The sequence below is a fragment of the Nocardia pseudovaccinii genome (assembly GCF_050942345.1).
Classification (GTDB): Bacteria; Actinomycetota; Actinomycetes; order Mycobacteriales; family Mycobacteriaceae; genus Nocardia; species Nocardia pseudovaccinii.
In genome coordinates this window covers 733,103-758,133 of sequence record NZ_CP192074.1, presented here as the reverse complement: position 1 = coordinate 758,133, position 25,031 = coordinate 733,103, and the positions used below count along the sequence as shown (strand labels likewise).

21 protein-coding genes are annotated in these 25,031 nt (G+C 64.9%); 10 read left to right on the top strand and 11 right to left on the bottom strand.

Features of this window, described 5'->3' with window-relative positions; genetic code table 11:
- Window positions 1–5: 5 nt before the first annotated feature.
- Genes ACQPZ2_RS03395 through ACQPZ2_RS03385 form a run of 3 tightly spaced genes read right to left on the bottom strand, consistent with a single transcriptional unit; the run spans window position 6 to window position 1,161 of the window.
- On the bottom strand, window positions 6–194 hold the full coding sequence (locus tag ACQPZ2_RS03395) for a hypothetical protein (protein ID WP_364479570.1): 189 nt from the start codon (window positions 192–194) through the stop codon (window positions 6–8).
- Window positions 195–217: 23 nt separating this feature from the next.
- Complete coding sequence (locus tag ACQPZ2_RS03390) at window positions 218–730, bottom strand: DUF2752 domain-containing protein (protein ID WP_433524257.1); 513 nt, start codon at window positions 728–730, stop codon at window positions 218–220.
- A gap of 53 nt (window positions 731–783) precedes the next feature.
- Entirely contained in the window at window positions 784–1,161 is a 378-nt protein-coding gene (locus ACQPZ2_RS03385; protein WP_433524256.1) for a glyoxalase superfamily protein, read from the bottom strand.
- 77 nt (window positions 1,162–1,238) lie between these two features.
- On the opposite strand from ACQPZ2_RS03385, the gene ACQPZ2_RS03380 reads away from it, so the two are divergent.
- Both ACQPZ2_RS03380 and ACQPZ2_RS03375 read left to right on the top strand, forming a co-directional pair.
- Window positions 1,239–1,508: a hypothetical protein gene (locus ACQPZ2_RS03380; RefSeq protein ID WP_433524255.1), complete on the top strand. Its 270-nt coding sequence runs from the start codon at window positions 1,239–1,241 to the stop codon at window positions 1,506–1,508.
- Window positions 1,509–1,820: 312 nt separating this feature from the next.
- Window positions 1,821–2,876, top strand: coding sequence for an alpha/beta fold hydrolase (locus ACQPZ2_RS03375; RefSeq protein WP_433524254.1), 1,056 nt, complete (start codon window positions 1,821–1,823; stop codon window positions 2,874–2,876).
- Between the two features lie 91 nt (window positions 2,877–2,967).
- Here ACQPZ2_RS03375 and ACQPZ2_RS03370 read toward each other — a convergent pair whose 3' ends face one another.
- The gene (locus ACQPZ2_RS03370; RefSeq protein WP_433524253.1) at window positions 2,968–3,786 is read right to left on the bottom strand and encodes an alpha/beta fold hydrolase; all 819 of its coding nucleotides are present in this window, start codon (window positions 3,784–3,786) and stop codon (window positions 2,968–2,970) included.
- A 5-nt stretch (window positions 3,787–3,791) separates the two neighbouring features.
- A complete protein-coding gene (locus ACQPZ2_RS03365) occupies window positions 3,792–5,189 on the bottom strand; it encodes an FAD-binding oxidoreductase (protein WP_433524252.1) in 1,398 nt (465 codons plus the stop codon).
- Between the two features lie 261 nt (window positions 5,190–5,450).
- On the opposite strand from ACQPZ2_RS03365, the gene ACQPZ2_RS03360 reads away from it, so the two are divergent.
- The 3 genes from ACQPZ2_RS03360 (at window position 5,451) to ACQPZ2_RS03350 (ending at window position 9,295) form a co-directional block, all read left to right on the top strand.
- Complete coding sequence (locus tag ACQPZ2_RS03360; protein WP_433524251.1) at window positions 5,451–6,503, top strand: alpha/beta hydrolase; 1,053 nt, start codon at window positions 5,451–5,453, stop codon at window positions 6,501–6,503.
- A gap of 365 nt (window positions 6,504–6,868) precedes the next feature.
- Window positions 6,869–8,239, top strand: a complete 1,371-nt coding sequence (locus tag ACQPZ2_RS03355) for a S1 family peptidase (protein ID WP_433524250.1) — start codon at window positions 6,869–6,871, stop codon at window positions 8,237–8,239.
- A 60-nt stretch (window positions 8,240–8,299) separates the two neighbouring features.
- On the top strand, window positions 8,300–9,295 hold the full coding sequence (locus ACQPZ2_RS03350; protein WP_433524249.1) for a transglycosylase SLT domain-containing protein: 996 nt from the start codon (window positions 8,300–8,302) through the stop codon (window positions 9,293–9,295).
- A gap of 6 nt (window positions 9,296–9,301) precedes the next feature.
- Here ACQPZ2_RS03350 and ACQPZ2_RS03345 read toward each other — a convergent pair whose 3' ends face one another.
- The 3 genes from ACQPZ2_RS03345 to ACQPZ2_RS03335 all read right to left on the bottom strand — a co-directional run bounded on the left by ACQPZ2_RS03345 (window position 9,302) and on the right by ACQPZ2_RS03335 (window position 11,980).
- On the bottom strand, window positions 9,302–10,600 hold the full coding sequence (locus ACQPZ2_RS03345) for a YhgE/Pip domain-containing protein (protein WP_433524248.1): 1,299 nt from the start codon (window positions 10,598–10,600) through the stop codon (window positions 9,302–9,304).
- Between the two features lie 67 nt (window positions 10,601–10,667).
- A complete protein-coding gene (locus ACQPZ2_RS03340) occupies window positions 10,668–11,672 on the bottom strand; it encodes an alpha/beta hydrolase (RefSeq protein ID WP_433527303.1) in 1,005 nt (334 codons plus the stop codon).
- Window positions 11,663–11,980 (bottom strand): hypothetical protein, encoded by a 318-nt coding sequence (locus ACQPZ2_RS03335; RefSeq protein WP_433524247.1) that lies wholly within the window; start codon window positions 11,978–11,980, stop codon window positions 11,663–11,665. Before ACQPZ2_RS03335 ends, ACQPZ2_RS03340 begins: the two co-directional genes overlap by 10 nt.
- Before the next feature lie 247 nt (window positions 11,981–12,227).
- Between ACQPZ2_RS03335 and ACQPZ2_RS03330 the strand changes: the two genes are divergently transcribed.
- The 5 genes from ACQPZ2_RS03330 to ACQPZ2_RS03310 all read left to right on the top strand — a co-directional run bounded on the left by ACQPZ2_RS03330 (window position 12,228) and on the right by ACQPZ2_RS03310 (window position 20,206).
- Entirely contained in the window at window positions 12,228–14,543 is a 2,316-nt protein-coding gene (locus ACQPZ2_RS03330) for an ATP-binding protein (RefSeq protein WP_433524246.1), read from the top strand.
- Between the two features lie 138 nt (window positions 14,544–14,681).
- Window positions 14,682–15,464 (top strand): Zn-ribbon domain-containing OB-fold protein, encoded by a 783-nt coding sequence (locus ACQPZ2_RS03325; protein WP_433524245.1) that lies wholly within the window; start codon window positions 14,682–14,684, stop codon window positions 15,462–15,464.
- 116 nt (window positions 15,465–15,580) lie between these two features.
- Complete coding sequence (locus tag ACQPZ2_RS03320) at window positions 15,581–18,007, top strand: ATP-binding protein (RefSeq protein WP_433524244.1); 2,427 nt, start codon at window positions 15,581–15,583, stop codon at window positions 18,005–18,007.
- 344 nt (window positions 18,008–18,351) lie between these two features.
- The gene (locus ACQPZ2_RS03315) at window positions 18,352–18,981 is read left to right on the top strand and encodes an MspA family porin (protein WP_433524243.1); all 630 of its coding nucleotides are present in this window, start codon (window positions 18,352–18,354) and stop codon (window positions 18,979–18,981) included.
- 505 nt (window positions 18,982–19,486) lie between these two features.
- Window positions 19,487–20,206 carry a TetR/AcrR family transcriptional regulator gene (locus tag ACQPZ2_RS03310; protein WP_433524242.1) on the top strand — a complete coding sequence of 240 codons (720 nt, stop codon included), beginning with the start codon at window positions 19,487–19,489 and terminating at the stop codon, window positions 20,204–20,206.
- Window positions 20,207–20,406: 200 nt separating this feature from the next.
- On the opposite strand, the gene ACQPZ2_RS03305 is transcribed toward ACQPZ2_RS03310, so the two are convergent.
- The 3 genes from ACQPZ2_RS03305 to ACQPZ2_RS03295 all read right to left on the bottom strand — a co-directional run bounded on the left by ACQPZ2_RS03305 (window position 20,407) and on the right by ACQPZ2_RS03295 (window position 24,958).
- Window positions 20,407–22,122, bottom strand: coding sequence for an ABC transporter ATP-binding protein (locus ACQPZ2_RS03305; RefSeq protein WP_433524241.1), 1,716 nt, complete (start codon window positions 22,120–22,122; stop codon window positions 20,407–20,409).
- Entirely contained in the window at window positions 22,119–23,954 is a 1,836-nt protein-coding gene (locus tag ACQPZ2_RS03300) for an ABC transporter ATP-binding protein (RefSeq protein ID WP_433524240.1), read from the bottom strand. Before ACQPZ2_RS03300 ends, ACQPZ2_RS03305 begins: the two co-directional genes overlap by 4 nt.
- 644 nt (window positions 23,955–24,598) lie before the next feature.
- Window positions 24,599–24,958 carry an Rv2640c family ArsR-like transcriptional regulator gene (locus ACQPZ2_RS03295; RefSeq protein WP_433524239.1) on the bottom strand — a complete coding sequence of 120 codons (360 nt, stop codon included), beginning with the start codon at window positions 24,956–24,958 and terminating at the stop codon, window positions 24,599–24,601.
- Window positions 24,959–25,031: the final 73 nt, after the last annotated feature.

Sequence of the window (25,031 nt, the reverse complement as noted above, 5' to 3'; positions counted from 1 at the left end):
CGCCGTCAGAAGACCAGGTAGCGCGCGGCCAGTTCTTCGACCAACGGATCGTCGTCGGCGACGCTGTTCAGCGCATCGAGATCGGACTCGACCGAGATCAGGCGCGGATCGTCCTGTTCCGAGTCGGGTGTGCCGTCCTCGGCGAGCTGGCGCAATAGTTTCGCCCGCACACGTTCCTTCAGCGAATCACTCATATACGAAGCCTGCCTGAAAACGGCTAGACCGGCGTGAGCCAGGTCCCCCACGGCGTATTTCGCAACACCGTATAGCCGATGAGCAGCGCGAAGAACACCCACATTGTGGTGCGGCCGAGTCGAGGTAGTCGCATCCGCTCACCGCGCCAGGCACGGATCGACCAGTCACCGATCCACAGCACGAAGGCCAGCACCAGCGGCAGCACGAGCAGATTGCTGTGTATCGCATCGAGAATTCGGCCGTCGGTCAGATTGTGCATGCCCCGCATGCCGCCGCAGCCGGGGCAGTAGAACCCCGTCAACGCATAGACCGGGCAAATGCCATAGGAGCCTTCGCCATGTGGATCGCGGAAGTGCAGCAGCAGCGCCGCCCCGATGCCGACGCCCGCGGCGACCAGCGGCCAGCCCATAGCGCGCAAGCCGGTGCGCCTGGCCTGCTCCGGTTGCGCGGCCGACTCCGGGCTCACCACCGACTCCGGGCTCACCACCGACTCCGGGCTGTCGACCGGTTCCGGCACCACATGCGTTGTCTTCACAAGAATCAACGGTAGCCTCGGCCCACCTGACACCGCCACAGCTCAGGGCCGCCTTATTCGGGTTGCGCGAACCGCAACGTATTGCCGAACGGATCGGCCAATTCGAACCCTGGCCCGCCGGGCCCATCCTCCGGACATCCCGGCTTCGCGTACCGATAGTCCTTGCCCGCCAGCTCGGCATGCAGTGCCTTGATGTCGTCCACCGCTATCCACACCACCGTTCCGGGAGTGCCGTCACCGTGATGCTCACTCAAATGCACCTTCGCCGACGACCGCGACACCTGCGCATACAACGGAAAGTTCGCACCGAACCGGTGTTCCCAGTCCACAGTGAATCCCAGATAGTCGCGGTAGAACTCGTACGCCTTGGCAATATCGAATATGCGCAGCACCGGAATCGGCGCCGCCAATCGGACCGCATCGGAAGCCATGCGCGAAATCATCGCAGCAGCTACCGACATGATCGATTCGGTCCGGCATTTCCGCAGCTAGAGTAGAATTTCGCGACGTGGAAGCCGCTGGTGTTACCCGGCTCGACGGATTCGGGGTCAGCGCGGCTCGCAAGCTCGAATTCGGGCATGTGGGCCACTGGTACGCACCTCCGGACAGCGATTCCTCCGGCTCGGTCGCGGTCGAAATAGACCCCGGAGACGGTTCGTCCGTTGTCGTTTTCGTGCGCGCCCCCAACCGCCGCGACATCCCCGGTGATTTCCATCCGGACGACCAGGTCTGCCTGGTGATGCCCGAGGATATCGCCGATTTCCTGACTCCCAGCTGACCGCCGACCGCACCCGGTGTCGGGATCCGCGCCCCAGAACCGGGCCGATCCCGAGAACGGGTGCGCGATTGCGGGGTGGGACAGGGGGATTGGGGGCAAGACAGGGTGGGCGGCGGGGGTAACGGCTGCCTCGGGCACAGGCGATATCAAGGAAGAAGAGCTCGTGCTCAATGTTTCTTCCAGTAGGACTATTGGCCGACCTAATTTCGGGTATCCATCCGATAGAACCAGGATTTCCGCCACCGGGGCGCTAGCAGTAGCAAGCACTCAGCTTGCACTGTACTGTGGCGGCAGACACAAAGGAGTGCTCGAATGCTGGTCAAGTCGATGAGGACGCTGGCGGAAGTGCGCGGAGACGAACCGTTGACCGCCGCCTACCGTGCTGGACTACGGTCGCGGACATACCGGACCACGTCGCTCAACAAGCCCGCCGCCACACCCGAGATCATCCCGGTCACCACCGTGGACGGGGCCAAGCTCAGGGTCCATGCCTACGGTCCCGCCGACGGCGACGTCATCGTCTTGATCCACGGCTGGAGCTGCTGCATCGAGTACTGGAATCCGCAGATCAATGCCTTCGCCGACCGCTACCGCGTGCTCGCCTACGATCAGCGCGGCCACGGCGAGAGCACCCTCGGCAGCACCGGCCCGGGCGCGCAGACACTGGCCGACGACCTCGAAGCAGTGCTCGAGGCCGCTCTCCCGGTCGGCAAGCGCGCCGTCCTCGTCGGCCACAGCATGGGTGGAATCACCCTGCAGGCGTGGGCATCTCGCTATCCGGAACAGGTCGGTCGGCGCGCCGCCGCGGTCGTCATGGCCAATACCGCGGCCAGCGATATCCGGTACGAAACCGACCTGCTGCCGCTGTTCAACAAGCCGCTCATGGTGGCCGAGCGACCGGTGACGGTACTCGGCGCCAGCATCCGTGTCCCGCTCGTCATCGCGGAAACCGCACTCGCCGCGCCGATTCCGCTGCCGGGCGGGTGGCCGGTCAGCGCGGTATTCAAGGCCCGCGTCATGTCCAAGCCCGCCACCCGTGACGAGGTGGACTTCGCACTCGGCATCGTCCGCTCGTGTCGCCCGCTCACCCGCGGCCTGCATGCCGCGGCCCTCGCCGACTTGGACCTGGGCGATGCCGCGAAGCACCTGACAGTGCCGACCACGGTCATCGCGGGCGCCGAAGACCACCTGCTGCCCGAGCGCATGTCCCGCCCGATCGTCGAGGCTCTCGCCAAGGCAGGTCACCTCGCCGACTACCAGGTCTGGCCCACCGGCCACCTCGGCAATATCGAGGCCGCGGACCGCTTCAACACCCTGCTCGCGGACGTGGTCCAGCGCGCCGACCCACGCACGGCCGCCGCGGGCTGACCCCAACCTCTGCTGGGGCTGGTCGACGGCGCCCGGCCCCAGCGGAAAGTTCCTGGAATACCGCTCGTCACCGTCGTTGCCGGGATAGGAACTACTTATTGATCGGATGTTGGCGCAGGAAATGGCGGACCACGGCGTCGAACGCCTTCGGCGCCTCGAGGTTGCAGCAGTGGCCGACACCGGGAATCACGACCAACTGCGAGCCGGGGATGCTCGCGTGCAATCCCTCGGCGATGCGCAGCGGCGCTCGCTCGTCGAGCTCGCCGTTGAGGATCAGCGTGGGGACGGCGATGGTGGGTAGCACGTCACGCAGGTCGGCCTCCGCGAATGCCGACAGTATCGCGACCATGCCGCTCGGCCGGGAATCGGACATGATCGCCAGCATCTCGTCGATCCACTCCCGCGGGATCGGCGTGGCGAAGAATGTCGGGAGGTAGGACTCGGCCCACTCGGCCGGTGGCCGCTGGGTCTGCTCCCGTATCCGCCGCACCCGCTCGTCCACCACATCCGCGGGCAGCGATCCCGCCCACCCGGCGTACGCGCCGACGAGAATCAACGAGCGCGGCACATCGGGGTGGCGGCGATACAGCTCGATGGCCAGGCCGCCACCGAACGACAGCCCGAGCACATGTGGATGTCCGATCCCGAGTTCCCGAATCAATCCCGCCAATGTGTCGGCGTAATAACCGAGGCGCACACCTTCCGGCGGATCGTCGGACCTGCCGCATCCAGGTGCATCCCAGGCAATGACCGTGTACTCGTCGGCGAGCGACTCCAGCTGCAGCCGCCACGATCGGCTGTCCTCCCATCCGCCGTGGAGCAACACCAGCGGCGGACCGGCACCCACCATCCGGTAGGCGATCGACTGCCCATCGACCTCGATCCGAGCTGAATCGGCCGCGACCTTCATCGCGATCAGCCCGGCTTGATATTGGCGTTGCGGTGGAAAACATTCTCGGGGTCGTACTCGGTCTTGATATCGGCCAGCTTCGCGTATTTGGCGAGTCCATAGGATGCGCGGACCCGGTCCTCGCCCGCCTCCGCCATGAAGTTGACATACCCGCCCTGGTTGGAAGCGAAGGGGCACAGCGCTTCCCAGGTCGAGCGCACCCACGCCCTGTCGGCGGCCAATATCTCGGCGTCGGGTGCGGCGGCTTCGATATTGCATACGTAGTGGGCCGAGCGCGCGCCGCCGAATGCGGTGTCGTCCTCGCCGACGGCAGTAAAGGCGCCATCGAGTACGAAGATCGGCATGAACGAGAGCGGCGATGTCTTCTGCCCCGCCTGCGCGGTCAGAATCGCGATCACGTCGTCGGAGAAGTCGTCGAGATCGAGCGCCTTCTCATATCCGTGGATACCCCACGGCGCCGCCACATCGAGCATCGACTGCAATCCGGTAAAGGGAATCGGCGCAATGAATTCGAAGAGCGGGGCGAGCGCACTGCGGATCGGCGCCACCATCTCGGCATGTTCTTCGGCAGTGCCGTAACCGGCGACGATAAGGGCATGGCCCGGCACGAAGTGGTACTGCTCCGGCACGAAAGGTTCCGGCGGCGCGGATAAAGCGACGCCGACCAGCACTCCCGACCTTGGCGGCATCGTCGGTATGAACGCACGAATCAGATGTAGCGCGGCATCCCCATCCGTCAGCGGCCAGAAGAAGAATCCGACGTGCACTTCGGGCCCGATCCGATGCGTGCGATATTCGAATTCGGTGACGATTCCGAAGTTTCCGCCACCACCGCGCAACGCCCAGAACAGGTCCGGATTCTCACTGCCGGACGCCCGCACGATCCGGCTATCGGCAAGGACGACCTGCGCCGAGACGAGATTGTCGATCGACAGTCCGGCCACGCGGGTCAGCCAACCGATGCCACCACCCAGGGTGAGGCCACCCACGCCGGTATCGCTGATCACGCCGCCGGGCACGGCCAGTCCGTACGCCTGGGTCGCGGCATCCATATCCGCCATCGTCGCGCCGCCGCCGACCACGGCTCTCCCGGCTATCGGATCCACCACGACGCGATTCATCACACCGAGATTGATCATCAGGCCGCCGTCGCAGACCGCCGTGCCACTGTAGGCGTGGGCACCGCCGCGCACCGCTACCTCGAGGTCGTTTTCCCTGGCGAAAGCCAAGGCCGCGGCCACGTCCTCGGTGGAAAGGCACTGGGCGATCACTGCGGGCCGCCGGTCGATGGCCCCGTTCCAGATGGCCCGGGCATGGTCGTAACCCGCGTCGTCAGGAGCGAATACCGGCCCGCCGATCGCGGATCTCAGTGCTCTGAAGTCGAAACTCATTGTTTGGGTCATGGCATTTCTCCAGCCACCGGTCCCCGACCACTCGTGGAAGAGCGGGTCACGCTGTCCGCGTCGCCGACTCTTGCTGCGGCACCGACACGTAGGTGGTGCTATCCGAATGCCACGCACACAACCAGCCCATCCGGATGATGTGGCGCGCTTGACATATTAACGCTGGTGCACGGCAGCCGTACCTGGTTTCGGTCCGGTGCCGACCTACCGGCGACGTGTCGGTGCGGCACCGGCCGGAATCTTGGTGCTAAAAGCTTGGGTATGGACAGGGGTGTAATCGGAGGAATACATAGATCGGTAGTCGGCATCGCGTTGGTGGGGATGCTCGTCGGTGCGACGCTGGGTGCGCCGTCGGCCTTTGCCGAGGCCACCACATCCACGCAGATTTCTACGGATACGGCGTCGGACGACGGTTCGCACATAACCGGCGTCGAGTACATCGACGACCGAAATATCCGACTTCAGGTCTATTCCGCGGCGATGGGCGCTGAATTTCCGGTCGAGATCCAGCGGCCCGCGGACGACTCGGTTCCCCGGCCGACGCTATATCTATTGAACGGTGCGGGCGGCGGTGAGGACGATGCATCGTGGCAGGCACAGAGCGATGCGCGGCAGTTCATGTCGGACAAAGATGTCAACCTGGTCCAGCCGATCGGCGGCAGGTTCAGTTACTACACCGACTGGCTCGAGGACGACCCGGTACTGGGCCGCAATAAATGGAAGACCTACCTTACCGATGAATTGCCACCGCTGATCAATGCCGCACTCGGCACCAACGGAGTCAACGCGATCGCGGGAATTTCCGCTTCCACCGCCACGGTATTGGCATTGCCGATCGCCAGACCCGACCTCTACCGAGCGGCTGCCGCATACAGCGGCTGCGCGCAGACAAGCGATCCGATCGGTTCCAGGTTCCTGAAGCTCGTGATCGCCTGGGGTGGCGGGAACGCCGACCACATGTGGGGCCCGGTCGGTTCGCCCGAATGGACGGAAAACGATCCATACCTGCACGCCGATAAATTGCGCGGCATCGATCTCTATCTTTCGTCAGGTAATGGCCTGCCCGGAAAATATGACACGCTGAACGGCGCGCATGCCGAGCCCGGCCTCGACGGACTGACAAATCAGGTTCTGCTCGGCGGTGCGATCGAAGCAGCGGCGAATTACTGCATGAAGAATCTACAGGCGAAACTGATATCGCTCGGCATTCCGGCGACGTACAACTTCGACGAGGGCACGCACTCGTGGGGTTATTGGGAAGACGAATTGAAGCGGTCGTGGCCGGTCCTCGAGCACGGACTCGGCTTGTCCTAGCGCATTGAAACCGAACCCGGGACGGAGCCCTTTCGGCGTCCGCCCCGCGTTCGGTTGTCAAGGCTAGAGGATGGAGAAAATAATACCGAGCAGTGCGCCAATGGCCGGTCCGAGAATGCTTCCAAGACCCAGCAGCAGCACGAGCGTCCTCCTATTTTCGGCGGGGTGGCGATGGACCGGTGCGATCATCCCAAGCGCCGCATAGTCGACAGTTCAACGGTCTCGGCGTGTCGGCAAGTTGTCCGGCGTAGACATCGGGCTCGACCGGCGCGGAAACCGACACGCTATGAACCAAATAGTCCGATTTGTGACGCATGTGACATAGCGTCATCGAATACTTCGGCGCTTGGTCAGGAGGCGGCTCGATGAGGTCGGGTATTCGTACGCGGCGGGCAGCGCTCGGCTGCTGTGCCGCATTGGCAATGGCGGGTTCGATCGCGCATCCGGCAGCAGCCGCACCAAAGCCCGATACCGCCCCGCTACCGCCCGGACTGATCGCCGCCGTGGCGAGTGACCTCGGAATGGATGCGCGCGAATATCTCGTACGCGCCGAAACCGCCCGGCGGCTGGCCGAATTCGCACAGCAGGCCCGCGCCGCATACCCGGCCGTATTCGCCGGGATCCGGATGAGTGACGACCGTCCGATCGTCTCCCTCGCCGAAGGTGAGCGCACGGCGGACGCCAAATCCATCGCAGAAAAGGCCGGATTCAGCGTGGAAACCGTTGCCGACAGTGAGCGCACCCTCGATGCCCGCCGCGTCGCGTTCGAACGTTGGTTATCCGGTCAGCCGAGCACCGTCGTCGACTCGATTGTCGCCTACGGCATCGACGTGGTGACCAACAGTTTCGCCGTTCGCCTGGCCGATGACGTGCGGTTGCCGACCGATATCGGGCCGATCCAGTCGGTGACGGCCGTACTGCCGGAAGCCCGGACCGACGACACCGCCATCGGCATCCAGGCGATCGCGGGAATCGAAGCCGACGGCGACATCATCGGTGGCCAGCCGTTCGGCATCAAGGTCGACGGAAAAGCACACAGGTGCTCGTTCGGCTTCAATGCCACCGACGCCGACGGCAATGCCGTGAATATCACCGCCGGACACTGCGACCCGAACAACGTTGTCGAACCATCCGCGAAAACCACTGAGCCCCAACGCGTCTACGAATTCAAAGAAGGACAGCTCGGCAAGGAGATCGGTGACTTCACGGTCTCCCGGTTCGCCCCCGAGGACTACGCGATCGTGCGGATCAACGAGACCTACGCGCCGCGCTTCCGGAACAACCTGGTATCCACCCAGAAAATGGATTCACCGGCGCAGGCGCCCGACCTGAATGTGAACGGCGGTAATGCGGGACAGTCGCGAGGCGCCGGTTCGGATGTGCTGCGCATCGACGGAACGACCGAGCCGGTTGTCGGAGCGGCCGTGTGCAAAACCGGCTTCACATCCGGATATTCGTGCGGGACGGTGCTGGCGGCCGGGCAAAAGGGCCTGTTACGCGGTCACGGCGACCAACCGGTCAAGATCGAGAATATGTTCTATGCCGCCCTCTGCGGACAGCGCGGCGACAGCGGTGGACCGATCTTCGCAGGCACCAAGGCACTCGGCCTCAGCAGCGCCATCGTCACGGTGAACTCCTCCTTCGATCTCGGATGCGGCCACGTCCCACTGCTGCTCGGCCAGCCGATCAGCAGTGTGCTGCAAGACAATCCGGGTTTGACCATTCGGACGAACTGATTCAGGCGAGCTCATGACACCCATCGATATGGAAGGCAAATACATCTAAGGAGCGAATCGATGCTGCGCGTTGTCGCGGCCGCCATCGCGGTCGGAGCACTCATGGTTTGTGCCGGTCCAGCCGTTGCCGAGGGTTTGGGCGGCAGCGTCGTCACGTTCGCCAATGCGCCGAACGACGAGGGTGCAACGTCCGCTGACAGTCTGGCCGAGAGCGGCACGACATCCGCCGACGGACTGAGCAACAGTGCCGCCACGCCCGCCGATGCCCCCGACAACAGTGCCGCCCCGTCCGCCGACGGTCTGGGCGGGGGCGTCAGCACTTCCGCCGACAGTCCGAACGACAGCGTCACCCCATCCGCCGACGACCAGGATGGCAGCCCCGCCACGCCGGCAGACAGGCTGAGCGAGCACGTCGGCACGCCCCCCGACAGTCCGAACGACAGCCTCACCCCATCCGCCGACAACCAGGATGGCAGCCCCGCCACGCCGGCAGACGGGCTGAGCGAGCACGTCGGCACGCCCCCCGACCGGCTGAACGGCAACACGACCACGCCCGTCAACGCCCCCGACAACGGTGCCTCTGCAGACAGTCCGGGCGCGAGCGTCGACACTTCAGCCAACGGCCTGGACGACAGCCTCGCCACCTCCGCCGAGGAGAGCGACGATACTGCGCCCGCCGACGAGACCGACGACACTATCGCCGTCACTCCCGCCGCCAGCCCGCCAGACAGTGGAACAACCCCTGCCGGACTCGCGCTCTCACTGGTCCGCTTGGGCACCAGAGCTCTCGCCCTGACAGTGGTACCACTGCACCAGTTCCCAGCCTTCGACGCCGTCATCACCCACGAAAGCGGTTGGGATGTCTTCGCCATCAACCCGAAAAGCGGCGCCTACGGCCTCGGCCAAGCACTGCCCGCCGAAAAGATGCAAACCCACGGCGCCGACTGGCGCTTCAACCCGCTGACCCAAATCCGCTGGACCTACGACTACATGAACGAGCGCTACGGCAGCCCCGACGGCGCCTGGGCATTCTGGCAGGCACACCACTGGTACTGACCAGTGTCAGCTCTTTGCCGGAGCGCGGTGCAGTTCTTTCCGGTCGTAGTAGCGAGTGACGACGCCGCCCACGACGAGTCCGATGACCAGGCCGAGCAGCGTCATCCAGATCGCCCGGGTCAGTCCGGCGGAGCCGTCGGCGTTGAAATACAGGATGGCCCTGATGCCGAGGTACACCTGGTGCATCGGTTCGAAATCGGCAAGCCAGGCAACGGATTTCGGGATCGCCTCGATCGGAATGGTGCCGCCGGAGGACGGCAGGCCGAGCACGATGAACAGGATGAGGTTGACCAGCAGACCGGCGGTGCCGAGCGCTGACACGATCGACAACGCGGTGACGCCGACCGCGATGATCGCGAAGGTGCTGTAGAGGAACAACAGCAGCGGCCGATCGATCGGCATGCCGAGCCAATGCCCGACCGCCATGAATATCCCGGCCACGACCGGCGCGGTACCGGTGATCACGCCCCACTTCAACAGCAATGTCCCCAACCGGGAAATCGGCGTCGGCGGATAGTGCACATACCAGGGACCGAATTCGGTCGGTGCGAAACCGAGCGACGAATCGACCATCCCATTGATCACCATGGCGCCGGTGAATCCGGCCAGCAGCACCATCATCGTGTAGAAGAAGGCCGTCAAACCGCCGCCCGTACCCGACGGCAGGGGATGGAACGGGGTGACGACCACATCGATCGGCTGCGCCAGCATCAGCCGACTCAGGCCGACCAGTTCCGGCGCCGATCCGGACGATTGCAGCTGGGTCTGCACGGTCTCGGTGAGCTGCTTGCCGACGGTCTGATTCGCTTGCGCGAGTGCGCTTCCGGCCACCGTCTGCACGACCTGGGATGAGAACGCACCGGACCGCGGATTGGTGTACACCGTGATGATCGGCCGACTGACATCGCCGGGCACCACGCTGGCGGCGGCGAAAATTCCGAGCCGCTTGGTGAAGTCGCTCGGAATGACGATCGCCCCGTACACATTGCCCGAGTTCAACTCTTGCTGCGCCTCGTTGATGCCGAGCACCCGCAGATCGACTTTGTCGCTCGGCGTCTGCCGCACCAGCGCATCACTGATCTGCTTGCCCACATTGGTCGGCTTCCCGCCGATCAGATCCCCGCTGTCCTGATCGACCAATGCGATCGGAAAGCTGTGCAGATGCTTCGACGGATCGACCACATACGCGAGATACATCGTGGCCAGCAGGGCCATGAGCAGCGACACCACAACCGCCGGTGCGAGCCACACACGTGCGCGCGATCGACGAGAATTCGTCTGCTCGACCTCTTCCGGGTTCGTCATGACAGCACCGTAATTGCTGGATCCAGACGAATGGGGTGATTGCCGAACTGTGTCTGAGCGGGGCGGGTCAAGCCACAATCTGGCGGTGGAACAGACCCAGGTCGTCGATCGCGGCTCGGGCGTCGGAAAGGAAATCCGAGGCGACGTGGTGGACGTGCGGCGCGCGGTCCCAGACCTGCAGCTGTACCGGGACGTCCGCTTCGACGCAGCGGCGGGCCAGCATTTCCGCGTCGGGCAGCAGGCATTCGGTGGAGCCGACCTGGATCAGGACCGGAGGTAGACCGGTGAAGTCGTGGTTGACCGGCGACCATGTCGGATCGAGTTCGCCGTCGAGGGCGACGCCGCGCCGCACGATTGTTTCCAGGATCCGAGTAGGGATATAGGAATCGAGGTGCCGGTTGGGGTGGGCGTTTCGGGTCGTCGAATCGAAGTCGGCCCACGGTGCGATCGCGGAGATACCGCCGGGCATCGGCAAGCCGCGTTCCCGGATTGCCAGCATCAGCCGGAAGGCCAGCCCACCGCCTGCCGAGTCACCGGAGACGATGATGCGCTCGGGTTGGAAGCCGTGCTCGAGCAGGTAGACATAGGACTCGACGGCGTCGTCGAGGGTCTCGGTGAAATGCGCGCCGGGCAGGTGCCGGTAGTCGACATTGAATGCGGGCATCCGGCTCGCGCGTCCGATTTTGGCGACGAGGCGCCGATGGGTGTTCAAACCGCCGCCGATAAACCCACCACCGTGGAAGTACAGCAGCGCCGAATCTTGTCGCTGCCACGGGGCGGGCAGATCGTCGTTCCACAACCATTCGGCGCGGAAGTTACCCAGCTGAACGGTCCAGCGTTTGGTGCCTTTCGGAGGCACGAGTGCGGCAGCCGGTAGATCAATGAGCCGACTGAGCCAGAGTGCGCGCGCGAACCGGCCGTGACCACCTATCAGCGCCAGGGTTGCCAACCCGAACCCGACTGTGCCGCGCAGCAGCGGATGGGCGATTCGAGTTCCGATACTTGCTTGGTTGGCTGGTTCGACAGTCGGTAAGGATGCTTCGGGCCGCGCAACTGCCGCGGTCACGACCATTGCCATTGTCTGCCCTTATTCGGGCATGGCGGAATAAGGGTGGTCCAGAAGTCGCGGCGCACCGCGTCCCACAGCTTCGTCAGACCCGGATGGAGTTCTCGTGCTTGCACGAGATCCGGATAAGCGGCCGGGCCGAACGAGAGCACCGGCGAAGCATCGGATGTGTCGTGCACGGCGACGATCGAGATCAGGCGATTCTGGATCAAACGCCACGTCACGCGCAGTCCGTCGAATTCGGTTCGGCATACGTCATCCATGGCCGACCCCCGGTTGTCGTGGATGTAGCTCGCGTCTTTGGCTACCCTCATCGACGGGGCACGCTCGGTGAGATGTCAAGGTCGACCTCCTGCTCACAACTGATAGATCGAGCCTCACAGATCCGGCACACACTGACATGGGTAGAAACACCCACTTCTCCACCCAAATCCGCAGTTCGCGCATGTTGAGACCGCATTAGGACGCACCGATGGGTAGCGCTCCGGCACCAACCGGTTCGGGAACGACCTTCGCAAACCGGGCCCTTACAGGGCTCCCGGCACGGTTAGATTAGGTCTCATGGGGCGAAGTAAGCCCACTCGCGTGGTCGGTAACCTGCCATTCGCGGTGACAAGTTTCGTCGGACGGCAACGGGAGATCCGCGAGGTCCGCGAGCTGCTCGCGACGGCTCGGTTGGTCACGCTCACCGGTGTGGGTGGTGTCGGAAAGACTCGGCTCGCCAGCGAGGTAGCGGCCGCTTCCGGCCGGTCGTTCCCGGACGGGGTATGGCTGGTCGACCTGTCCGCCGTCGTCGATGCCGATCTGGTGGCACAGACGGTGCTGACCAGCCTCGCGTTGGTGGACGTATCGAACCGGACCATCGAGCAGCAGCTCGTCGAGTACCTGGCGGATCGTCAGGCATTGATAGTGCTGGACAACTGCGAACACCTGGTGGATGCGTGCAGCGCGCTCTGCAACGTGCTGCTGCGATCCTGTGCCGGGCTGCGGATTCTGACCACCAGTCGCGAGCTGCTCGACGTCGCGGGCGAGCACGTTTACACGGTTCCGACGCTGTCGATGCCGACCCCTTACGATCCGGTGACGCTCGGGGGGCTGACCGCCTACGATGCGCCGACGATGCTGGTGGAGCGGGCTCGGGCGGTGCGCCCGGACCTGACCCTGACCGAACGTGATGCGGATGTGGTGGTGCGGGTCTGCGAGCGTCTGGACGGGATTCCGCTCGCTATCGAGCTCGCCGCGTCTCGGCTGCGGTCGCTATCGCTGCCCGCCGTCCTGGACCGGCTCGAGGACCGATTCTTGCTGTTGGCCGGTTCGGTCCGGGCCGCTGTGCCTCGGCAGCGGACGCTTCGGGCCCTGATCGACTGGAGCTACGAACTGTGCCTGCCGACCGAACAGTTGCTGTGGGCGCGACTGTCGGTGTTCTCCGGTGGCTTCACCCTCGCCGCGGCCGAGGGCGTCTGCGCTGGTCCCGACCTGCCGCGCGAACGCATTCTGGACCTGATCGACCATCTGGTCGCACAGTCGATCCTGGCGCCCGTACCGACCGTCGGCCCACCGCGGTATCGGATGCTGGAAACGATCCGCGAATACGGCTCGCATCGGCTGACCGAGCGGGATGAGACCAGCGCCATGCGCAAACGGCATTGCGACCACTACCTCGCACTCGCCGAGCAGATCGCCGCAGCCTGGAACGGCCCCGGCCAAGCGGCCGGTCTGGCCGAGTTGCGCGCCGAACGCGACAATCTGCAAGCCGCGCTGGACTGGGCGACGAGCACACCGGCCGCCGTCCGCGAAGCACTGGCGCTGGTCACCGCCCTGCGCTATCACTGGTGCACCGACGGGTTCCTCGGTGAAGGACGGCGATGGATCGATAAGGCGTTGTACACTGCCGACTACTCCGGCCCGGAGCGAATCTCCGCACTGTGGGTGGCGGGCTGGGCGCGGTTGCTGCTGGGCGACATCGATGCGGCCACTGTGGCGCTCGACGAATGCGCTGAGCGCGCGGCGGCGGTGGGCGATCGCCACGCGCTGGGCTGGGTGACCTGTCTGCGCGGCACAGCCCAGTTGTTCCCCGGACATCTCGCACCGGCCATCGCAGCGTTCGAGCGGGCCGCCGAGGATTACACGGACGATGACGAGGTGGTCCGCATGACCCTGTTCCAACTCTCCATGACCATGGCACACGCCGGTGACCACAGGGCGGGAGCGACGGCCCGCCGCGGCATCGAACTGGCCGATCAGCAGGGCGAACGGTTGACCAAATCCTATTCACTGATGGCCCTCGGCTACGACCAGTACGTCCGCGGCGAATACGACAGTGCGGTCGAGTCGACGCGTGCCGCCCTGGAGATCCAGCGCGAATTCAACGACCATGTCGGCGCGGCGCTGATGATGGAATTGCTGGCCTGGATCGCCGCTGCCCGCGGCGAATACCGGCACGCGGCGCGACTGATGGGCGCGGTCGGATCGGTATGGCGGCGCATCGGCACCTCGATCGCGGCGTTCGGACCACATCTCGGCGCACAGCACTCGGCCTGCGAGCACACCCTCGCCAAGTCACTGCGGCAGGCGGAGCACGACGCGGAAAGAGGACACGGTGCGGCACTGGATCACGCCCACGCGATCCAATACGCACTCGATCCCAGCCAGGCCGCCCAAGAATCGGACGAGCACGAAGACACCATGCTCACGGCCCGCGAGCGGCAGGTGGCCGAACTCGTCACACAGGGCCTCAGCAACCGGCAGATCGCCGAACGGCTCGTGCTGTCGACGCGCACCATCGACCGGCACCTGGAGAACATCCTCTGCAAACTCGGCTACTCGTCTCGGGCACAAATAGCCGCCTGGACCGCGCGCACGCATCGCCTGCGCTAGCCCCTCGACCGGGTCGCGATACGGACCGGTCGGCAGAAATGGGTATACCCGTGGTAGTTCTACCGTGGTGTTCGGGTGCCGAGAAGGCGACGCTTGGTGGGGACAGCATCCATGGCTATCACCACACCGAGGTTTCCCATGTCCGAGCAGACAGACGAGTACGGTGGCAGACCCACCGGGACCGATACCGCAATGATGATCCGGCGCTGTGGACGCTGTGACAAATTGTTCGCGCCGCTGACCGCCGAATGTTCGTCGTGCCGGTCCTGGGATCTCGAGTGGTCGCCGTCGTCGGGCCTCGGTTCGATCGTGTCGTGGCGGCTCGTACACCGAAGTGTGAGCCGTCCGCACGCCCAGGTGGTGCCGTTGACCATCGCCATTGTGGAACTCGACGAGGGGCCGTGGGTGTACGCGACGATCGAGGGTGACGTCGCACCGTCCGCGAATCTGCCGATCCGGGTGCGATTCGAGCCGCGTCCTCGGATCGATCGATTCCCGGTGTTCACCGTCTGCCGTGCGACGCCGGATCCGGATGGCACCGTTCGTCCCGCGGCACAGCGCGTGTGTGCTGCGACCGATATGCGCCCGACGCATCGTCCCCCTGTCGAACATCGCTACGACGCGTGGTGGGTGCGGACCTCGCTGCGCGAGTGTGAGCTCATGGAAAGCACGAAGGCCCTCGACGCGGCCGCGAAAGCCCTGATCAGCTTCGCGATCCGCTGGGCGCCGTTCGGCGGCGCCACGGCAGGCGAACTGCTTGTGACCTTCGGCGTGACCCGGCGTCGGTTCCTGCACATGGTGGATGAGGCACTGGACCCACGACACACCGATAGCGTCAAGGTGCGCGGGTTGAAGCATCATTTGCGGGACGCCTTGGCACAGGCCTGGCAGATGAGTCCCACCGCGCTCCCTACCGCCTGATGTAGAAGAGCAACTCGCGATCCGTTCACCTTTGTTGGCGATACGCTGACATTGTCGAAAGGTGAGCGCATGGCGCCCGGTGCTCGCGCACATGCCGAGTGGATTTCCCGCCGCTGATGACAACGGATGACCCACTCCGGACCCGCCGCGACGCGATCGCACCCGTCACGGCCGATTCGCGCGCGTCCGGGCTCGAGGACGCGTCGCAGATCCGGGCATGGGCCCCGCCGCCACCGCTGGCGGGCGGCCGCACCGGCGAGCTGCCGCTGGAGCTGACCAGTTTCGTCGACCGCCGCACCGAGACGGCGGAGGTGAAAAATCTGTTGTCCACCCACCGACTGGTGACGTTGGCCGGGATCGGTGGCGTCGGCAAGACCCGGCTTGCGCTGCGAGCGGCGGCGAACGCTCGACGCGATTTCGCCGATGGGGTCTGGGTTGTCGAACTGGCCGACGTGCGCGAACCGTCGATGCTGGTCGAAATCGTGGCGGCCACCCTTGGCCTGCTCGACCAGTCCGACCAGCCGTTGCTCGACGTGCTGGTCCAGTTCCTCAGCTCGCGGGAAATGCTGCTGGTTCTCGACAACTGCGAACAAGTGGTGGCGGCCTCGGCGGATCTGGTCGAGACGCTGTTGCTGGCCTGTCCGAATCTGCGGATTCTCGCCACCAGCCGCGAGCCGCTGGACATCGCCGGGGAAGCGACCGTGCGGGTCTTGCCGCTGACGGTCCCGGATCCCGACCACGAACCCGCATTTCGCGGCCTGCCCAAATACGACGCCGTGACATTGTTCGCCGACCGCGCCGCCGCGGTGGTGCCGGGCTTCGAACTCTCCGAGGACAACAAGACCACCGTGGCGCGGATCTGTTCCCGGCTGGACGGATTGCCGCTGGCGATCGAACTCGCGGCCGCTCGGATGCGCGCCATGTCGCCCGAACAGATCCTGCAGCGGCTCACCGACCGGTACACGCTGCTCACCCGCGGTAGCCGCACCGCGCCGACGCGACAGCAGACGCTGCGGTGGTGCATCGACTGGAGCTACCAGCTGTGCACGCCGGTCGAGCAGCGGATATGGGCCCGGTTATCGGTATTCGCCGGCGGCTTCGAACTCGATGCCGCCGAGGAGGTATGCGGTGTCGACTTGGCGCCGGACGGTCTGCTCGATGCGCTGTCCTCCCTGGTGGACAAGTCGATCGTGATCCGGGAGGAACCCGATGGCGTCGTGCGCTTCCGGATGTTCGAGACCATGCGCGACTACGGTCGGGAGAAGCTGCAGGAGAGCAGCGAATACCGGGATCTGCGTCGACGCCACCGCGACTGGTACGAGCGATTGGCCCTGGATTCGGAGGCGGGGTGGATCGGCGACCGGCAGCTCGGCCGGCTCGCGCGGCTCGACCGTGAACAACCGAATTTCCGGGACGCGCTCGAGTTCTGCCTTGCCGAAGACAGTGCGGAAGCCGCCGAAGCCGGGTTGCGCACCGCCGCCGCCCTATACCTGTTCTGGAGCTTCCGGGGCCAGTACGGCGAAGGCCGACGCTGGCTCGACCGCATCCTGTCCCACCCCGCCGCGCACTCGATACCCGATCGCGTCAAAGCACTGCTCGCGAGCACGATCATGGCGGCGGTTCAGGGAAACCTGGAGCGCGCCGCCGACTTTGTGGAGCAGGCGCGCACGCTCGCCGAACAGGACCCCGCGCCCACCACCAAGGCGCTGGCCGCGGCCGCCGAGGGAGCCCTGGCACTGTATCGACGTGAACACGCTCGGGCGGTATCCGTGCTCGAGCCCACGCTCGCGGTGTTCGAATCGAATACGCGAGGGCATCGGTATATCTCCACATTGTCGATGCTCGGCTGGGCGTACGGACTCCTGGGAGATGCAAAGCGATCGATCGAATATCGCGAGCAGATACTTTCCATCACCGAAGCGTGCGGCGAATCGCTGTTTCGGTCGACCACGCTGTGGGGGAGCGGCATTGCCGCATGGCAGCAGGGCGAGCATTCGCAGGCAGAAGAAGTGCTGCTGGAATCGCTGCGAATCAGCCGGCACATACCCAGCCCCCTCGTCGCGGCACTTGCCATCGAGGCGCTGGCCTGGACCGCCGACAATGGTGAACGCGCGGCCATGCTGATGGGTGCCGCGGAATACCTGTTGCGCTCCGCCTCAGGCGTCACGACTTTCTTCAACGAGCTATCCCACTTTCACGACGAATGCGAGCGCAAGGTGCGCCGCGCACTCGGTGACCGAGGATTCGATGCCGCGTTCCGCCGCGGACAAGCCATGGGGTTGAGCGCCGCGGTGTCCTACGCCCTGCGGGAACCACCGACCACCGCACCACACGATTCAGCAACGACGCTGACCAAGCGCGAGCTGGAAGTCGCGCACCTTGTCGCCCAGGGACTCACCAACAAACAGATCGCCGCAAAACTGGTGCTCTCCCAACGCACCGCACAGCACCACGTCGAACACATCCTGAGCAAACTCGGATTCAATTCCCGCACCCAGATCGCCGCCTGGATCGTGGACGAGGCCGAGCACGAGCGTTCTTGACCGTGCCGCCCGGGTTGATCAAAACCCCTTGGGCCCAGCACAACTGGCTAGGGTCACGACGATCCCGTCAGGCACCGGGATTCTCGAGTCGCGCTCCGTCGATGTCCGGCTTGTCGACAGGCCGGATGAGTAACAGGGCTCATGAGATCAGTTGTCCCGTAGATGCGGTAGGGTCTGCCCGAAGGTTCGAGTGCTGGTCCCGTATCGAACCTCCTGCGCGGGTAGACACTTCGAGTCCCGGTGTCGCGAGCGATCTATTTCTACGGAACAGTCTGTGTCGGTAATTATTCGACTGGAGTGGCATGACCAGGAAATATCTCAAGTTTATTGCATCGCTCACGGCGATGATCGGTGCAGCGACTTGCATTGCCAACGCACCCGCCGAGGCGGCACCTGGCGAAGCCGGTGCCGGTGGCATGCACCTCGTCGCGGCGGTGGATGTGAACAATTTCGCCCTGGCCGGAGACGATGTAACACAAGGAATCCCGTTCGTGCACGCGGCCAAAGTGTCCGGGGATTACTCGGTGTCTGTCAGCGGCGGTTCAACCGTCCGCGATGGGGAAATTGCGATCGGATACTTGATCGGTTGCGCCGTGGATATCTCCGAAGGCGTCACCATCGGGATTGCGCCGAGCGTCGGCGTCAGCGCGGGTATCGCACCCTCGCTCGCGTTGACCCTCGGCGACTCGACCAGCGTCACTGTTGCGATTCAACCGAGTTTCGGCGTCAATGCCGGTCTCGCCGGAGCGATCTCGGTAACCGTCGTACCCGGGCGGGTCACGGCGGCGGTTATCGGTGCGGCCAGCCTGGATCAGGACGCAGCGTTCCCCTACACATTCAGTCACACCAATACGCCACTGAACGTCAACGGATGCCTGTCGCCCGCATCAGCCATGCCGTTCGTCACCGCGCGCGTCGACGGCATCAACGGAACCGCCCAGACAACCGGCTACGGAACACAATTCACGTTCTAGACGACACTGCCGCCGCAATCGCCGACCCCCTACAACGACCGCGGGGAAGGGATCCGGGGGTCGGCCCTCCGAGCAGCCCGAGCATTCCAAGTTCGGAGCAACACGAACGGCGTGATCACGTTCCGGGTCGGGCCACGCGTCTCTGTCTTTCTCGCACAACCTGGGAGTGAGCCGTTCAGAGGGATCGTCTGGAAGGGTCGACCCCAAAATCAGCGATTCCGTCGATGCGGGTCCGCCGCCCCGTCACCAGGCGCGATGACCGACCCATCGGCCTGTTCGGCTTCAACTCCTGGCAACGCTTCCACCGCGACGCGGTGCTGCGCGGCACCATTTTGTTGGCGATGGTCTTTGCCCGCTGTTGCCCTCTCCTCCAGCCACAACACCCGTGCGGCGTCGGTGAACTGGGTGGCGCTTCCAAGGCCAGGTATCCCATGCACGCCGCAAGTGGCTGTCTGTCGTTCGGATGCCGCGCTCCCGGCTGCGACTCATCGTGGAGGATGGACAGATGCCCGCAGAAGCACACCCTGCGAAGAGGGTCGGCCGACCACCGCGCTTGTCCGTGGAGGCGATCATCGCCGCTGCCGATCGCATCCTGGAGACAGAAGGGCCGGACAAACTGTCGATGCGGCGCCTGGCGAGTGAACTGGATAGCGCGCCGATGACGCTGTACTACCACGTGCGCGACAAAGATGAGCTGCTGCTGCTCGTGCTGGAGGCGCACGCCAAGCACATACCGCGCCCGGACCTTCCGGACGATCCCCGTGAACGGCTCACCGCGACAGCTCTCCTGCTCTACGAATTGCTCGCCGAGCGTGCTTGGATCGTCGAAGTATTGACCGCCGACGACCTTTTCGCCCCCGCCGCCCTTTGGTTCGTCGAAATGATGATCGGCGCCGCCGTCGATCACGGCTGCACACCCGAACAAGCCGTCGACGTTTACCGCACGATCTGGTACTACATTGTCGGCAACCTGATCATCCGGGTGAACAGCAGACGCCATCTGGCCCGGACCGGCACCCCGATCTATCGCGACCGAGCCATCGCCGATCTGACGACCGACACCCACCCACACCTCGCGGCAGTCGCCGATCGCTGGGCCGAACTCACCACCCGTGATTCACATCGACAAGGCTTGGCCGCGCTCGTCGACGGATTGCTGCCGATCCGCCCCGACGTGCCCGATAACTCGGCAGCCCGGACGAAGCGAGGCCCCGCACACCAGTAGCCCGCCGCGGAACAACACCGCCACCCGAGTCTGGTCCGGGTGCTATTGCGATGCGCGAAACAGAAGATCCATGCTGTCTACCCACGCGGTGTCACCCTCCGGGAACTGGACGCCAGACAGCACCTGTCTGGGGCGAGTAGCTCTGGCACAGCATGCTCTGGCGGAAGGGTCCCGCAGCGAGTGTCGATCAACTTCCCGGCTCACTCACCCGCGACCGGCGTCAGGGAGATATTCCAGAACTCGGCGTAGCGGCCACCGTGGTGCAGGAGCTCGTCGTGGGTGCCTTGTTCGACGATTCGGCCGCCGTCGAGGAAGACGATGCGATCGGCGCGTTGAACGGTCCGCAGTCGATGCGCGACCAGCACCACCGTGCGGCCCGCCATCAGGCGCTCGATACCGTCGTGGACAGCGGCCTCGTTGACCGGGTCCAGTGCCGAGGTCACCTCGTCCAGTAGCACGATGGGCGCGTTCTTCAGCAGTGCTCGCGCGATCGAAACACGTTGGCGCTCACCACCGGACAGCAGTGCGCCGCCTTCACCGACATCGGTCGCCCAGCCGTCGGGTAGTCGCTCGATCACCTCGTCCAATCGTGCCGCCGTCGCCGCCGCCCGGACCTCGGCATCCTCGGCGTCGGGACGGCCGAGGCGCACGTTGTCCTCGATGGTGCCGTCGAAGAGATAAACGTCTTGGAAGACGATGGCGATCTGCGCCATCAACACCTCGGTCGCCATCGCGCGCACGTCCACCCCGCCGATCCGTACCGCGCCGGTGTCCACGTCGTAGAACCGCGCGAGCAGTTGCAGCAGGGTGCTCTTACCCGCACCCGAGGGGCCGACAACGGCGAGCCGCTCGCCGTGTGGCACCGACAGCGACACGTCGTCGAATACCGTGCGATCGCCGTGGCCGAAGGTGACGGATTCGAACTCCAGGTCGTGGCTCATGGGTTGAATCGGTTCGGGAGCTTGCGGCAGCGGTTCGGTGCGCAAGACCGTGTCCAGTCTCGCCAGCACGGATTGCGCACCGCGTAGTTTGCCACCGATTTCCGACAGTGACAGCAGCGGATCGGCGCAGCGGGCGGCCAGCACCAGGATCGCCAAAAGCTCTGCCGTGCCGATATTTCCGCCGAGTGCGAGGTAGGCGCCCAGAGCCAACAGCGCGGTGAACATCACCTGCACCGTGAGGGTCAGGCCCACTACGCCCGGTAGCGCCGACAAAGTGGTGCGGCGGGATATGCGCTGAACTTCGTGCAGCGAGTTGTCGAGCAACCGGAAGCGTTCGGTGGTGCGGCCCCCGGCCCGCAGCACCGGCTGGGCCTGCAGATATTCGATCACGCGCCCGCTGGCCTCGTGGTCGCTTTCGTGGCGCTGCGCATCGTCGGCGGCCATCGAGCGTCCGGACCAGATTCGGATCGCCGCAACGATCGGAGCGGCCAGCAATGCGGCCAGTCCCAGTTGCCAATTGAAGGCGAACATCACGACCACGATCGTCAAGGGAGTAACCGCGGCGGAGATGAACGGTGCCAGCAGATGCGCGATCACGCTCATCGCCTGCAGGACACCGCGACTGGCCAGGACCGACACCTCGCCCACCCGGAATGCGCTGTACCAGCCGATCGGCAATCGGGCCAGATGGTCACCGAGCCGGTGATACATGCCGCGCAACAGCGTTGTCCCGACGCGGAAACCGGACAGGTCGCTGCGGTAGCGCAGCCCCGCGTAGACCACGACGACGGCGCCGAAAGCGATCAGCCAGGGCCGGGCGTTGGCCGGTTCGCTCCCGAACAGTGCCCGCAGCACCGGAACCAGCAGTGCGTAGGACAAACCCTCGACTACCGCGGTTGTTGTCATGAGGGCCAAGGTGCGACGCACCGGCCCGGCGTACTCGGGTCCCAGTACGCGCAGCAGCATTCGAATCATCGGGGCTCGTCTCCTTGTGCGCCACAGTGGATTTCGATCTTGTCGATAGTCACCGACCGATGTGATCGCCAGAACGCAGCGAACCTTCCGTTCCGCGCCAGCAACTCGGCGGGCCTGCCGCGCTCGACGATGACCCCGTTCTCCAGCACCACAACGGTGTCGGCGTCGGCAATCGTTTCCAGGCGATGAGCGATGACGAGAATCGTGCGATCACCCGCAAGCGCCGAAAGTGCCTGACGCACGGCCTGTTCGGTTTGCGGGTCGGCGAAGGCGGTCGCCTCGTCGAGTACCAGCACGGGTGTGTCGGTGAGCAGTGCGCGGGCCAGTGAGATTCGTTGTGCCTCACCACCGGACAGTTCGACCTCATCGCCGATGACCGACTCGTATCCGCGCGGCAACTCGAGGATTCGATCGTGAATATTCGCCAGCCGGGCGGCGCGAACCACCTCGTCGAGGTCGGCATGGGGCACCGCCAGCGCGATATTGTCCGCGATTGACGCCCGCAGCAGCCGAACATCCTGGAAGACAAAGGAAACCATCCGATACAGCGCACCGCTGCCGAGCTCGCGCAGGTCGACGCCGCCGAGCAGGACCGAACCGTGGGTCGGGTCGAAGAACCGCGGCAACAGCTGGACCAGCGTGGACTTGCCGCTGCCCGACGGCCCGATAATCGCGGTGCGGGTGCCGGGCTCGAGTACCAGATCGATCCCGCGCAGCACCTCGCGATCGGCGTCGTAGCCGAAGCGGACATCACGCAGTTCCACCCGGTGGCCTTGTGCCGCGATCGGCTGCGTGGGCTCGGGAAGTGACTGCACCGCAAGCACTTCCCGGATCCGTCCGACCGCGCGCCGGGCGGACTGCAGATCGTCGAAGCCGTGGCCGAGGGCCGCCACCGGAGCGGTCAGGCCGAGGCCGAGTAGCAGGAACGGCAGCAGGTCAGCCGGGGCCATGCCGCCGCTGATGATCAGTACCGCACCACCGATCAGCACGACCAGCAGCACGAACGGCGGTGACAGCACCAGCTGCATCCCTGCGGCGACCGCGGAGACACCGCGCACCCACCGGTAGAAGGTGGCGACGAAATCGTCTGCGGCCGTGCGGAATCTACGGTGGGCGCGCCCGGCTCCGCCGAACGCCTTGACCACCGCGATCCCCTGCACGAACTCGACGACCGAACTCGAAATCCGCCCCATGGCCGCATCGAACTCCTCCTGCTCGCGCAGTCGGATCGGGGTCATCATCAGGGGCACCAGCGCGACTGCCAGCACCACCGGTATCAGCGTGATCAACGTCAGCCGCCAGTCGATGGTGAACAAGTAGATCAGCGACACCAGCGGTACTACGAATGCGGAGACGAGTTCGCCGGGGGTGTGGGCGATGAACGGGTGCACGGCACCCACGTCTTCCCCGACGACCTTAGCCAGCTCCCCGGTCCGGCGCCGGGAGAACCAGCCGACCGGTACGCGCCCCAGCCGCGCGGCCAGTTGCCTGCGAAACGACAGTTGCACCCGGCCGTCGAGAAGATGCCCGATCCCGGAGGATGCCGTCGTGCACAGCAGTCGGACGAACAATCCGACCGCACCCGCGATCACCACGAACCAGACATGACCGTGATCGACCGGGTTGGGCGACAACAGAATTCGACCCAATTCGATAACCGCCAGCAGCGGCGCCAGACCCGCGACAGCACCGATTACTTGAAGGATGACAACGGCGGCGAAACTCCCCAGGTAAGGGCGCAGCAGCTCCGCCACGCTTGGTCCGGCCGCGAAATCGGCATCCGATGGTCGTGTGGACTGCTCGCTCGCCTCGGCGAGGCCAGTTGTGGTCATCGCTAACCCCTCTCTTTTTAGTACGCGTACGAATAGAGTACATGGGCGGAATGAAAGTCGGCTCCAGACGGAAGGTGCCGGACAGTGATGAGTGAGATCGATCAGCGGTTCGAAGAGCATCGGAGCGAGGCACTGCAGCTCCTGGCGGCGGCGCTCGATTCCGAGGCGTCGACGTCGAGTGCGGTGCAGCGCAACATGATTGCCACTACCCACGTGCATGCCACGCTCGAGCCGTCGCGCAGGACATGCGAGAACGGCGCCCGAGCCAGGAGATGCGGCCGACTGCGGGACACAGACCGCGGATCGTGGTGATGGATCCCGAAATTGATCGCGAACACCCGCCGCGATCGACCGACCGTGATCGTGGATCTTCCCGGTCGACCCGGTCTCAGCGACCCGCGTCGGCCACGCCGAGCCCGGCTGCCCTGGTGCGGCCGGTTACATCCGACTCACTTTGAACCCGAAAGTCACTGTGGCTTCAGCCATTTGGATGCTACATCCCAGCACGGAACACACACGCGACATGCTGCGGCGGTTCGTCGCTCCCGGCGAGGAACCATCCGAGACCGAGGTGGAACGGATGACCCTCATGGCCACCAGCTGTCGCACCACTCTGGCCACACCACCTGTTACGACGCCTGCGGTCAGGTGCAGCAGTTGGGATCGAGGACAACGCAGAGCGCGGAGAGGGCGTCGCGGCGGACGCGATGGAAGGTATTCATGCCCCGGCGCTCGGATTCGACCAATCCGGCAGTACGGAGTTGGGCGAGGTGATGACTGACGGTCGACTCCGACAACCCGACCACCGTCGCGAGGTCGCGGCTGTTCTGTTCGCCGAGAGGGCTGGTGAGCAGTAGCGACATCAGCCGGATGCGGGCCGGATCGGCGATTGCCTTGAGTCGCAAGGCGACTTCCAGGGCGGTGTTTTCGTCGACCGGGGCGGCGGCGACGGGTGCGCAGCAGACCGGTGCGGACATGTCGATCACGGGCAAAGCCTTGGGCATACATTCAAAGCTACCGACTTTATTGACATATGTCGAAAAGGTGGCAGACTCGACTTCGTCAGCTCTTCGACAT

Excerpts from the sequence above, each read along its gene's own strand:
- ACQPZ2_RS03300 (WP_433524240.1), bottom strand. The coding sequence starts at position 23,954 with ATGACCACAACTGGCCTCGCCGAGGCGAGCGAGCAGTCCACACGACCA.
- ACQPZ2_RS03335 (WP_433524247.1), bottom strand. The coding sequence starts at position 11,980 with ATGAGGGTAGCCAAAGACGCGAGCTACATCCACGACAACCGGGGGTCG.
- ACQPZ2_RS03365 (WP_433524252.1), bottom strand. The coding sequence starts at position 5,189 with ATGACCCAAACAATGAGTTTCGACTTCAGAGCACTGAGATCCGCGATC.
- ACQPZ2_RS03310 (WP_433524242.1), top strand. The coding sequence starts at position 19,487 with ATGCCCGCAGAAGCACACCCTGCGAAGAGGGTCGGCCGACCACCGCGC.
- ACQPZ2_RS03385 (WP_433524256.1), bottom strand. The coding sequence starts at position 1,161 with ATGGCTTCCGATGCGGTCCGATTGGCGGCGCCGATTCCGGTGCTGCGC.
- ACQPZ2_RS03330 (WP_433524246.1), top strand. The coding sequence starts at position 12,228 with ATGGGGCGAAGTAAGCCCACTCGCGTGGTCGGTAACCTGCCATTCGCG.
- ACQPZ2_RS03340 (WP_433527303.1), bottom strand. The coding sequence starts at position 11,672 with ATGGTCGTGACCGCGGCAGTTGCGCGGCCCGAAGCATCCTTACCGACT.
- ACQPZ2_RS03375 (WP_433524254.1), top strand. The coding sequence starts at position 1,821 with ATGCTGGTCAAGTCGATGAGGACGCTGGCGGAAGTGCGCGGAGACGAA.
- ACQPZ2_RS03295 (WP_433524239.1), bottom strand. The coding sequence starts at position 24,958 with ATGCCCAAGGCTTTGCCCGTGATCGACATGTCCGCACCGGTCTGCTGC.
- ACQPZ2_RS03355 (WP_433524250.1), top strand. The coding sequence starts at position 6,869 with ATGAGGTCGGGTATTCGTACGCGGCGGGCAGCGCTCGGCTGCTGTGCC.
- ACQPZ2_RS03325 (WP_433524245.1), top strand. The coding sequence starts at position 14,682 with ATGTCCGAGCAGACAGACGAGTACGGTGGCAGACCCACCGGGACCGAT.
- ACQPZ2_RS03305 (WP_433524241.1), bottom strand. The coding sequence starts at position 22,122 with ATGATTCGAATGCTGCTGCGCGTACTGGGACCCGAGTACGCCGGGCCG.
- ACQPZ2_RS03360 (WP_433524251.1), top strand. The coding sequence starts at position 5,451 with ATGGACAGGGGTGTAATCGGAGGAATACATAGATCGGTAGTCGGCATC.
- ACQPZ2_RS03370 (WP_433524253.1), bottom strand. The coding sequence starts at position 3,786 with ATGAAGGTCGCGGCCGATTCAGCTCGGATCGAGGTCGATGGGCAGTCG.
- ACQPZ2_RS03345 (WP_433524248.1), bottom strand. The coding sequence starts at position 10,600 with ATGACGAACCCGGAAGAGGTCGAGCAGACGAATTCTCGTCGATCGCGC.
- ACQPZ2_RS03350 (WP_433524249.1), top strand. The coding sequence starts at position 8,300 with ATGCTGCGCGTTGTCGCGGCCGCCATCGCGGTCGGAGCACTCATGGTT.
- ACQPZ2_RS03320 (WP_433524244.1), top strand. The coding sequence starts at position 15,581 with ATGACAACGGATGACCCACTCCGGACCCGCCGCGACGCGATCGCACCC.
- ACQPZ2_RS03315 (WP_433524243.1), top strand. The coding sequence starts at position 18,352 with ATGATCGGTGCAGCGACTTGCATTGCCAACGCACCCGCCGAGGCGGCA.
- ACQPZ2_RS03395 (WP_364479570.1), bottom strand. The coding sequence starts at position 194 with ATGAGTGATTCGCTGAAGGAACGTGTGCGGGCGAAACTATTGCGCCAG.